This is a genomic window from Mesorhizobium sp. M0983, assembly GCF_040318975.1.
Lineage (GTDB): Bacteria > Pseudomonadota > Alphaproteobacteria > Rhizobiales > Rhizobiaceae > Mesorhizobium.
Window position 1 is genome coordinate 108,367 of the sequence record NZ_JAMYNH010000015.1, and the last position, 9,749, is coordinate 118,115.

At 63.8% G+C, this 9,749-nt stretch carries 10 protein-coding genes; 4 read left to right on the forward strand and 6 right to left on the reverse strand.

Annotation, left to right across the window (positions count from 1 at the left end; translation table 11 throughout):
• Genes NKH71_RS24125 through NKH71_RS24135 form a run of 3 tightly spaced genes read right to left on the reverse strand, consistent with a single transcriptional unit; the run spans position 1 to position 2,584 of the window.
• A complete protein-coding gene (locus NKH71_RS24125) occupies positions 1 to 921 on the reverse strand; it encodes an ABC transporter ATP-binding protein (RefSeq protein ID WP_023718864.1) in 921 nt (306 codons plus the stop codon).
• Positions 918 to 1,871: an HlyD family secretion protein gene (locus NKH71_RS24130; RefSeq protein ID WP_352895368.1), complete on the reverse strand. Its 954-nt coding sequence runs from the start codon at positions 1,869 to 1,871 to the stop codon at positions 918 to 920. The genes NKH71_RS24125 and NKH71_RS24130 overlap by 4 nt, the downstream gene beginning before the upstream one ends.
• On the reverse strand, positions 1,868 to 2,584 hold the full coding sequence (locus NKH71_RS24135; protein ID WP_502900414.1) for a CerR family C-terminal domain-containing protein: 717 nt from the start codon (positions 2,582 to 2,584) through the stop codon (positions 1,868 to 1,870). The genes NKH71_RS24130 and NKH71_RS24135 overlap by 4 nt, the downstream gene beginning before the upstream one ends.
• Before the next feature lie 88 nt (positions 2,585 to 2,672).
• Between NKH71_RS24135 and NKH71_RS24140 the strand changes: the two genes are divergently transcribed.
• The 3 genes from NKH71_RS24140 to NKH71_RS24150 are packed head-to-tail and all read left to right on the forward strand — an operon-like array spanning position 2,673 to position 4,941.
• Positions 2,673 to 3,146: a CYTH domain-containing protein gene (locus NKH71_RS24140; RefSeq protein ID WP_023718867.1), complete on the forward strand. Its 474-nt coding sequence runs from the start codon at positions 2,673 to 2,675 to the stop codon at positions 3,144 to 3,146.
• Positions 3,143 to 4,087: a CHAD domain-containing protein gene (locus NKH71_RS24145; protein ID WP_023718868.1), complete on the forward strand. Its 945-nt coding sequence runs from the start codon at positions 3,143 to 3,145 to the stop codon at positions 4,085 to 4,087. Before NKH71_RS24140 ends, NKH71_RS24145 begins: the two co-directional genes overlap by 4 nt.
• A 41-nt stretch (positions 4,088 to 4,128) precedes the next feature.
• Entirely contained in the window at positions 4,129 to 4,941 is an 813-nt protein-coding gene (locus NKH71_RS24150) for a C40 family peptidase (protein WP_352789088.1), read from the forward strand.
• 109 nt (positions 4,942 to 5,050) lie between these two features.
• Here the strand turns inward: NKH71_RS24150 and NKH71_RS24155 are convergent, their stop codons facing one another.
• Both NKH71_RS24155 and NKH71_RS24160 read right to left on the reverse strand, forming a co-directional pair.
• On the reverse strand, positions 5,051 to 5,845 hold the full coding sequence (locus NKH71_RS24155) for a DUF6647 family protein (protein ID WP_156948065.1): 795 nt from the start codon (positions 5,843 to 5,845) through the stop codon (positions 5,051 to 5,053).
• 365 nt (positions 5,846 to 6,210) lie between these two features.
• Complete coding sequence (locus NKH71_RS24160; protein WP_352895369.1) at positions 6,211 to 7,014, reverse strand: helix-turn-helix domain-containing protein; 804 nt, start codon at positions 7,012 to 7,014, stop codon at positions 6,211 to 6,213.
• Between the two features lie 115 nt (positions 7,015 to 7,129).
• On the opposite strand from NKH71_RS24160, the gene NKH71_RS24165 reads away from it, so the two are divergent.
• The gene (locus NKH71_RS24165; protein WP_352851348.1) at positions 7,130 to 7,990 is read left to right on the forward strand and encodes an SMP-30/gluconolactonase/LRE family protein; all 861 of its coding nucleotides are present in this window, start codon (positions 7,130 to 7,132) and stop codon (positions 7,988 to 7,990) included.
• Positions 7,991 to 8,003: 13 nt separating this feature from the next.
• On the opposite strand, the gene NKH71_RS24170 is transcribed toward NKH71_RS24165, so the two are convergent.
• Positions 8,004 to 9,716, reverse strand: a complete 1,713-nt coding sequence (locus NKH71_RS24170) for a SulP family inorganic anion transporter (protein ID WP_352858775.1) — start codon at positions 9,714 to 9,716, stop codon at positions 8,004 to 8,006.
• Positions 9,717 to 9,749: the final 33 nt, after the last annotated feature.

The following is a 9,749-nucleotide window of genomic DNA, read 5'->3' on the forward strand; positions in this document are numbered from 1 at the left end:
TCATCCCATATTGTCCTTCGAACCGGACATGAACTGGATGAACACATCCTCCAGGCTGGTCTCGCCGGGCGAGACCCTGACGCCCTTGTGGTCTTTCTCGACGTCGGCGAGCGCTGCCTGAAGCGCCGTCCTGTCGGAGCCGACTACATGCAGCGTCGCGCCGAACGGCGCCACCTGGTCGACGCCTGGGCGGCCATGAAGTGCGGCAGCGACCTGATCGAGCCGCGGCCCTTGCAGGACGAAGGTGGTCAGCCCGGCATTCCTCACCACGTCCTCAACCGTGCCGGTGGCCAGCATCTTGCCATAGGAGATGTAGCTGATGCGGTGGCAGCGCTCGGCCTCGTCCATGTAATGGGTGGAGACCAGCACGGTCAGCCCGCCGCTCGCCAGCCGGTGGATCTCGTCCCAGAATTCGCGCCGCGCCTTCGGGTCGACGCCAGCCGTCGGTTCGTCGAGCAGCAGCAGTTTCGGCTTGTGCATGATGCAGGCGGCCAGCGCCAGCCGCTGCTTCCAGCCGCCGGACAAGGTGCCGGCCAGTTGGTTTCTGCGTGATGTCAGGCCGAGCTCCTCAAGCGTCTTGGCCACATGTTCGTCGAGCGGCTTCAGCCGGTAGAGCCGTGCCACGAATTCGAGATTCTCGCCGATGGTGAGGTCTTCGTAGAACGAGAATCTCTGCGTCATGTAGCCGACTTCGCGCTTGATCCGCAGGCTGTCGGTGCGGATGTTGAAGCCCAGAACCGTGCCTTCACCCTCATCGGGCGTCAGCAAGCCGCACATGATGCGGATGGTCGTCGTTTTGCCCGAGCCGTTCGGCCCGAGGAAGCCGACGATCTCGCCCTCGGCCACGGTCATCGTCACATGGTCGACGACAGTCTTGTCGCCGAAGCGTTTGACCAGGCCGTGCACGTCGATGACGTTCATTTTCCGATGTCCGCCAGATCGACGTCGACGATCTGCCCGGGCTGCAATGCGCTGGCGTCGCCTTCCGGCCGCGCTTCGACCAGATAGACCAGCTTTTGCCGGGTCTCGAGCGAGTAGATCACCGGCGGCGTGAATTCCGGATCCGGCGACACATAGCTGACGCGTGCCTTCACGCCCGATCCGCAACCATCGCAATGGACGTTGAGCAGCGTGCCGACCTCGACCGAGGAGAACGCGCTTTCCGGCACATAGACGCTGAGCTTCACTGCGCCGTCCGGCAGTATGGAGATGACCGGCGCGGTCGGCCCGGCTGTATCGCCGGGATAGCGGATGACATCGTTGACCCTGCCGGGCGAGGGCGCCGTGAGCACACGCTTCGACAGTCGCCATTGCGCTTGCTCCAGCGCCGATTGCGCCTGCCTGACCTGATTGTCGGCGGCCTTGATCGTCTCCGGCCGTGCCGGCAGGTCGCCGACAGCGAGATTGGCTTCCGCCTGGCCGACCTGCGCGTTGGCCGTCTCCAGCGCCGCGGAAGCCGTATCATAATCGGCCTGCGTGCCGGTGCCGCGTTTGAACAGATCGCTGGCGCGGCTGTATCTGCGTTTGGCGTCGGCGGCCTGCGCTTTGGCCATGTCGACCTGCGCCCTGAGCACTGCAATCTCTTCCGGCCGCTTGCCGACCTGCAGGTCGGCAAGTTGCGCCTGGGCCTGCGCGAGGGCCGCCTCGGCCTGCGCGATGGCGATCTTGGCGTCGGCGTTTTCCAGCGTCACCACCGGCGTGCCGGGCGCTACGCGGTCGCCGCGCTTGACCGCAATCGTCTCGACCTGGGCCACCTCGATCGGCGCCAGCAGCACATAATCGCCCTCGACGTAGCCGACGGCGAGCGGTGCTGCCGGCGCGCAGGCGCTGAAAAGCTGGGCGGCAAGCGGCAAAGAACAGAGCAGGCTCATGATCCACGATCCTTCCGGACAGCCAAATCGCGCCGAGCTAAAATCGCGCTGAGATTGTCGGTTACTGTTGCCGCGATCTTGCCGGCCTCGTCATCGCCGATCTCGCGCCAGCCCATCCGGCGCATAACCGCCTCGCGGCCGATGCGGAAATAGACGACCTGGCCAATCAGCGTGAATACGGTGAGTTTAGTGCGCTCGCTCTCGGCCGGCTCGCCCGTCGACTGTTCCCAGATCAGGCAGAGCCGGTGATGCGCCGGTTCGAACACGCCGTCATAGATACGGTCGAGCGCGGCGGTTGGATGCGACAGCTCACGCAGGACGAACTGTACAATCTCGCCGGCTTCCGGCCTTGCCGCGATGAAGGCGACCATCCGCTCCAGTGCGACGGCTAAATGTGCCCGCGCGGCCTCGGTGTCCGCCAATGCCGCGGGCGGCGCTTGCAGATTGCCGATCGCCTGGCCCGCAATGGTCTGGATGGTGTCTACGATGTAGTCGGCCGCCGCGTTGCGGAGCCCTTCCTTGCCGCCGAAATGATAGGCGATCGAGCCGATATTGGCCTTGGCCTCAGCCGCGATCTGGCGCGTCGACGTGCCGTCGAAACCCTGGCGTCCGAACAGCTTCAGCGCCGCGCGCACGAGGGCCGTCCGCGTCATATCCGCGGCAGTCTTGGGCGCTTCATGAGGAAGGCCGCTGGCACTGGCCGATTTGATCATGGTCTATACTTTAATCAATCGAATGATTAAAGTCAACTGCGGTCAAGCGGCTTGCCAACTCTGGCCGTGCGCGCTTTAGTGCCTCGCCATGGGCAAGGAAATCGAGCGTAAATTCCTGGTCTCAGGTGAGGAATGGCGGGGAATGGTCAAGGCGGACATTCATATCCGTCAATTCTATCTTGTCGCCGAGCCTACCCGCACGGTGCGTGTGCGCATCAGCAATGATGCCGCTGCCAAGCTGACGCTCAAGTTCGGCAGCCAGGCCCGCGAGCGCGATGAATTCGAATATCCGGTGCCTTTGGCGGAGGCGCAAGAGATGCAGGCCTTTGCCATCGGACGTGTCATCGAGAAGACACGCCACCATGTTAGACACCGCGGCTATCTCTACGAAGTCGATGTCTTCGGCGGGACGCTTGCGGGGTTGGTGATCGCCGAGCTCGAGACGCAGGAGGATGTACCGGACGAAATGCTGCCAGATTGGCTCGGCCGCGAAGTCACCGGCGAGCCGAGATTTTACAACGCGTCGCTCGCCCTTGGGGGGATTCCGGAGATCGTCGCATGAGCTTTCGTATCGATCCGCGCATGTCGCTGACCGGCGAGGTCAGGCGCATCCTCGCCGAGGAGATCGGCAGGGCGCTCGTTCATCTGGACGCGGCGCATGACAGGCCCGAACAGGCGCTGCACAAGTGCCGCAAGCGGTTGAAAAACGTCCGCGCTTTACTGCGCCTAGTTCGTTCCGGGGACGAAACATTCTGCGTGACCGAGAATCAGTGCTACCGCCAGGTGGCGGCCCTGCTTGCCGGTCCGCGTGAGGCGACTGCGCTGGTCGAAACAATCGACCGGCTGGCGGCAAGCTTTCCCGAGCAAAGTGCCGGCGGCGGTCTCGGTGCCGTCCGCGACAGGCTCGTCGCGCGCCAGCATGAGCTGCATGTCGGAGCGGGCCTCGACGCTGCGATAGGCGCGGCGGTTGCCGCTTGCGAGGAAGGTGTCGTCCGCATCGACAAGCTCGCTTTGCCCGACCAGCCGGAGCAGGCTGCCGACGTGCTCGCCGAAGGCGCGCGCATCACTTTGCGCCGCGCCAGGAAAGCGCTGGACAAGGCCGCTTCGCGCGGCGCGGCCGATGATTTTCACGATCTGCGCAAGGCGGCCAAGACGCATGGCATGCATCTGTCGCTGCTCGGCAGGCTGTGGCCGACGCCGATCAAGACGCGGCGCAAGGCCGTCGACGAACTGGGCGAGCGGCTCGGCGAACTGCACGATGTGCTCGTCATGCGCGCGCTTCTCGATGCCGAGGACCAGCCGCTTGGCCCCGCTGAGGAGACGCGGTTGCTTGGCAAGCTGCTGAAGCGCTCGGAAAAGGGCCTGAAAAAAACCTGCCTCGCCGAGGCGGCCGAGCTTTTCGGCGACAGTCCGAAGCGCTCGACGAGGAAGCTCGCCCGTAAGGTGCGCGAGGATCTCATAGCGGTACCGCACGAAGACGCCGGCGCGCCTGGCGTGGGCTGATCATGGTCTAATTTGTCGCCCTGTGGTAATCGCCGTCTGGCATGACCGAGCCCGGCGACACGCTTCTGGACCGACTTGGCCGCTGGCTTGCCGGCCGGCTGCAGGAGGAATCGTCCGGCTACGAGCCTTACACGCCGTCGGACGCCGAAACGCTACGCCGCACGCTCGAGCCCGGCGACATCCTGCTCATCGAAGGCAACCAGAAGATCTCGGCGGCGATCAAATACCTCACCCAGTCGACCTGGTCGCATGCCGCCTTTTATGTCGGCGATGCATTGCCGGAGCCCGAGGACGGGTCGGAACGGCGGCGCCTGATCGAGGTCACGCTCGGCGATGGCTGCATCGCCGTGCCGCTGTCGCGCTACCGCAGCTACAACACCCGCATCTGCCGGGCGAGCGGCCTGGCTCCCGACGATCGCGAAGCGGTCGTCGCCTTCATGATCGGCAGGCTGGGTCTCAGATACGATCTCAAGAACATATTCGACATGCTGCGCTACTTCTTGCCGACGCCGCCGGTGCCGGTGCGCTGGCGCCGCCGCATGCTGGCTTTCGGTTCCGGCGACCCGACGCGCGCCATCTGCTCTTCGCTGATTGCCGAGGCCTATGGCCGGATCCGCTACCCGATCCTGCCGGAGATTACCCGCGCGCCTGGCCGTGCCTCGGCCCAGTCGAGCTATTCGCGCAAGGAAATCCTGCACATCCGCCATCACTCGCTCTACACGCCGCGCGACTTCGACCTGTCGCCCTATTTCCGCATCGTCAAGCCGACGCTGGAATACGGCTTCGACTACCGGCAGATGGTCTGGGATGACAAGGCGGTCGCGGCCGCTCCGGAGACGAAGACCGCCGGATAGCCGCTCGATCTTGTGGTTTGAGCATGGGGCCCTCCGAGAACCGGTTTTGCGGCCGATACTCTGGGTAAGAAGCTCAGTCAGACTGGCTGCCCCCGAAGCGGCTTCAGCATCAATACAGGCAGTTCGTGCGAACCAACAGCGTGAAAGGATCGAGCTCAAATTCCTTCAGAAGGTCGCTGCCGAACAAGGCAAGCCACCGCTCTTGCGCCTCAAAGGCCGCCTTCTCGCGTTCTTCCGCGCATGCAAACTTCAGCCCGGCCACGGTTTGGACGTGATGGACCAACTCATGCACAAGTACCGACAGCTCCGCCGGGGTGCCGCCTGTCCAGCCCTCCGGCAAGAAGATAGTCCGTGCTTCGTCATCGTAGATAGCAATAACAGTGGGCTGCTTGCCAACATTGTCCGGACTGGCAAAATTGGGGCTGCTGTTCCAGCGATCCGCCGCCACGTCGCGAAACCGCAAACCTGCCATCCTGCGCGCAGGTACGAAGCTTACCGCCGGGGGCTCTTCGATCGACGGAAGGCCGAGTTCAGACGAAAGCCATACCGCTATTGCCATTAGCGCGGCCGGCTGCGAGCGGTCAGACATCTTCATGGGAGCAAGAGCACCAGGTGCGCCGGGCAATTGGATGCCGGGCCGGGCGGGATCGGGTCCCATAAGCTCCGAGTCGCCCGCGGGCGCGGCAAGCGTCGCTGATGCTACTACACCGGGTGCGCTGAGCAATTCGATATAAGGCAGGACCAACGGCGGCAATCCTGAGCCTGGATCGGCATTGGGTCCTCTAAGCTCCGGCTCGTCCGCGGACGCGGCAAGTGTCGCCGCCAGGATCACGCTTAGGACGCAAGGCAAGCATGCCCTTAAGAGCGCGCTCATGGTCACGACCTCCTTGATCGGCAGCGCCATCAATTTGGGAGACACCGCCGTGATGAAGAAACAACGCCACGAAAGAGCGTTCAGGTTTGCATTGCGGTCAACGAATGCGACGGCTTCGCGACGTGCTCCCGTAACCTGCGAAGCGATGCATAAATTACTGGCCGGTGTCCCGTGCGCACCTCCTGACGCCGGCCCCGGACTGCAAAGCAGCCTGGATAATCACAGGCTCACCCTACGCAAGCCGATGTCCATGCACATCGGTACGGTCACCCAATTTATAGGCGCCGCTTGCCTAGTTTTCGGCGCGCCTGCCTAGTCTTCGCGGCTTACAAGGCGTCTGTGGAGGACAGCAGCCTAAACCCAAGAATCCGACCTCAGTCGTTCCGTGATTTGACCTAGGCCGGCAGACGTCGTCCGTTTGCGGCGGCCGCAACTCGATTGTCCGTCCGCGCGCCTGCGTCGCGCGGATGTGGCCCGATCGGCATGATCACCGGGAACGGCGTTGCGCCGAACGCAAACGTCCATTTGTAGCCGACCAGCCCGTCTTCGGGCGTCGTGTGCTGGTCGTGATGAGCAAGCAATTTGGCGCGCTCCGCCAATTCCTCCGCCTCGCGCCTGACCATTTCCGCCGTTTCCGGCCGCATCCGCCTGGAGAAGCTGACGAATGTCGCCTCGCGCTCAAGATGGGTGATGGCCCAGCCGATGAAATTCTTGTTGGTCATCTCGAACAGCGGCCGCAATGGCCCGTCGAAATTCCACTGGATCGGCGCCTCGACCAGCAGCCTTGCCGACAGGCCGCCACCAAGCGCGACCAGGCCGAGTTCCTCGAGGTCGCGCAGATAGAGGAACATCGAAGCCTCGCTCAACCCTTGTGAGCGCATGATGCCTTCTGGCGTGAATTTCTCGGAAAGCATGACGAATACGAACAGCAGTGCCGGCCGCCCGGCGAGCCTGCGCTCGATCTCCGGCGCGATCCGGTTGGCAGGTCCCGGTCCCCTGTTCATCGAGCCGAGCACGTTCTCCAACTCCACGCCGGCGGCATCGCAGATCTCGATCAGCCGGTCGAGCTTGCAGTTGCGCTCATGGAAGATGCGCTTCACCGTCGGCTCGGAAACGCTCATCCGCTCGGCAAGGACACGGTAGGTCACGCCCTTGGCCTTAAGCGTCCGCTTCAGCGCTTCGAAGATCGGGCCGTTCATGGGATGCACCTCTTTTACGCGATTTGGTATCAGCCTTCGGTACTAGTCCCGATACATCTTCCCGAAAAGTATCGAAAGGCCTAGCTCTCCCCCATTCCATTACAGGAGACTAGCCATGAAGAGCCTCTTCACCTCGATACTTCTCGCCCTGGTCGGCATCGCCGCCGCGCCGGCAGTTCAGGCGGCCGAACTCTGGCGCGCTACCGGGCTTGAGCAACCGGAATCGGCGCTGTTCGATGCCGCCGGCAAACGCATCATCATCTCCAATATCGTTGGCAATCCCGGCGACGCCGACGGCAATGGATACCTGTCGGTCCTGTCTGTGGACGGCAAGATGGTTACGCAACATTGGACCGACGGCATGGACGCGCCCAAGGGCATGGCGATTGCCGACGGCAAACTCTACGTCGCCGACCTCACCCATGTGCGCGTCGTCGATCTCGCAAGCGGCAAGCTAACATCGACGATCGACGTGCCGAACGCGGTCTTCCTCAACGACGTGACCGCCGACGCGTCCGGCAAGGTCTACGTCACTGATATGCTTGCCGATACGATCTATCGCATCGACGGCGACCGGCCCGAACTGTTCGTTAGGGATGCGGCGCTTGCTTCGCCGAATGGCATCTTCGCCGATGGCGGCCGGCTGATCGTCGCTTCGTGGGGCAAGGGCATCAAGCCCGATTTCAGCACCGCGGAGCCGGGCGGCCTGCTCTCGGTCGATCTCGCCACCAAGGCAATTGCGTCACTGCCCGGCGCAGAAAAGTTCGCTAACCTCGATGGCGTCGTCGCCATCGGCGGCAGCGTTTACGCCACCGCGTATATGACCGGCACGCTCTACAGCTACAAAGCCGGCGGCACGCCGCAAGCGGTTGCGACGTTCAAGCCGGGCAGCGCCGACATCGGCACCGACGGCAAGTCGACAATCTTCGTGCCGCTGATGAACGACGGAGAGATCGCGGCATTAGGCCTCGACTAAGCCAGCCATCGGCTCAGGCGGCGGGCGCGGCTTTCTTCAGCTGCGCCCGCGCATCCGTGATCGAGGCGGCATAAGTCACCAGCGGCCGCTTGACGCCGTGGTTGATCAGCATGCGGCGTGTCTGCGGTGAAGCGCCTGAGATAATGAAGCGAACGCCGGCGCGCTTGGCCTTGTGGGCCGCGCCCTCAATAACATTGGCCGCCGTCGAATCGAAGAACGGCACCGCCGAACAGTCGAGGATGAAGTTCCTGCGCTGGTCGGCGATGCGGTCCAGCACCGTGCCGACGGTCGAGGCGGCGCCGAAGAAAAAGGCGCCCGATATCCGGTAGACGACGGTATCGGCATCGCTCGCCTCGCTGGAATCATAAGCGCTGGCGCGGTCGGCAACGTCTTCCTGGACCAAGGATTGATGGTCCGCCTCCACCGCGATGCTCTTGGCCATGCGGTCGATGAACAGCATCGAGCCCAGCGCAAAACCGACGACGATGCCTTCGGTCAGGTCGCGGAAGATGACGATCAGGAACGTCGCCAGCAGTACCAGCGCATCGCCGCGCGAGGCGCGCAGCAAGGTGGCGAAGGCCTGTTTCTCGAACATGTTCCAGCACACCACCGCCAGCACGCCGGCAAGTGCCGCAAGCGGGATATAGCTGGCCAGCGGTGCCGCCACCAGCATCAGGGCAAGCAGGATGGCCGAGTGCATCATGCCTGAGACCGGTCCATGCGCGCCGGCCCGTACATTGGTCGCGGTGCGTGCAATGGTGCCGGTGGTGCAGATACCGCCGAACAAGGCGGAGGCGATATTGGCGAAGCCCTGCGCCACCAACTCGCAATTGGAGCGATGCCGCCTTCCGGTCATGCCGTCAGCGACGACGGCCGACAGCAGCGATTCGATCGCCCCGAGCAGCGCAAAGGCGATGGCGTCCGGCAGCACGTCGATTATCCTGTCGAGGCTGAGCGGCGGGAAGGCCGGCCATTGCAGGCTGCGCGGGATGCCGCCGAAGCGCGTGCCGATCGTTTCGGCCGGCATGGCGAGCAATGCCACGACGAGTGATGCCAGCCCGATGGCAATCAGCATGGCCGGCCACTTCGGCCGAAACCGCTTCAACAGCGCAATGGTGATGATGGTCAGTGCCGCCACCGCGGTTGCGGCGAGGTTGATCGTTCCGGCCGCCTCGCCGATGGCCATCAGCTTGGGCACCAGCGGCCCCGGTTCCTTGCCGGCGAGCTTCAGCCCGAAGAGTTCGACGATCTGGCCGGAGAAGATGATGACGGCGATGCCGGCGGTGAAGCCGACGGTCACCGGATAGGGGATGAACTTGATGTAGGTGCCAAGCCCGAGATAGCCGATGGCAAGCAGGAACAGGCCGGCCATCATCGTCGCCAGCAGCAAGCCGTCGACGCCAACTCGCGCCACCGTCGCAGCCACCAGCACAATGAAGGCGCCGGCCGGGCCGCCGATCTGGAAACGGCTGCCGCCAAGCGCCGAGACCAGGAAGCCGCCAATGATCGAGGTGTAGAGCCCGCGCTCCGGCGTCACGCCTGAAGCAATGGCAATTGCCATCGACAGCGGCAGCGCCACGATGGCGACAGTCAGCCCGGCGATGGCATCCGCCTTGAAGTGCGCGAGCGTATAGCCCTCGCGCAGCACCGTCACCAGCTTCGGCGTGAACAGTTCGGAAAATGTCGGCCGTGCCGGTTGATGCACTGCCCGCCGGGTCTGATCCATCGAGTGCCTTCCCCATGAAACCAAGGAGGCGGC

Bases quoted from the DNA above. Each gene is read 5' to 3' on its own strand.
- NKH71_RS24125 (WP_023718864.1), bottom strand. From the start codon at position 921: ATGAACGTCATCGACGTGCACGGCCTGGTCAAACGCTTCGGCGACAAG.
- NKH71_RS24160 (WP_352895369.1), bottom strand. From the start codon at position 7,014: ATGAACGGCCCGATCTTCGAAGCGCTGAAGCGGACGCTTAAGGCCAAG.
- NKH71_RS24145 (WP_023718868.1), top strand. From the start codon at position 3,143: ATGAGCTTTCGTATCGATCCGCGCATGTCGCTGACCGGCGAGGTCAGG.
- NKH71_RS24130 (WP_352895368.1), bottom strand. From the start codon at position 1,871: ATGAGCCTGCTCTGTTCTTTGCCGCTTGCCGCCCAGCTTTTCAGCGCC.
- NKH71_RS24150 (WP_352789088.1), top strand. From the start codon at position 4,129: ATGACCGAGCCCGGCGACACGCTTCTGGACCGACTTGGCCGCTGGCTT.
- NKH71_RS24135 (WP_502900414.1), bottom strand. From the start codon at position 2,584: ATGATCAAATCGGCCAGTGCCAGCGGCCTTCCTCATGAAGCGCCCAAG.
- NKH71_RS24165 (WP_352851348.1), top strand. From the start codon at position 7,130: ATGAAGAGCCTCTTCACCTCGATACTTCTCGCCCTGGTCGGCATCGCC.
- NKH71_RS24155 (WP_156948065.1), bottom strand. From the start codon at position 5,845: ATGGCGCTGCCGATCAAGGAGGTCGTGACCATGAGCGCGCTCTTAAGG.
- NKH71_RS24140 (WP_023718867.1), top strand. From the start codon at position 2,673: ATGGGCAAGGAAATCGAGCGTAAATTCCTGGTCTCAGGTGAGGAATGG.
- NKH71_RS24170 (WP_352858775.1), bottom strand. From the start codon at position 9,716: ATGGATCAGACCCGGCGGGCAGTGCATCAACCGGCACGGCCGACATTT.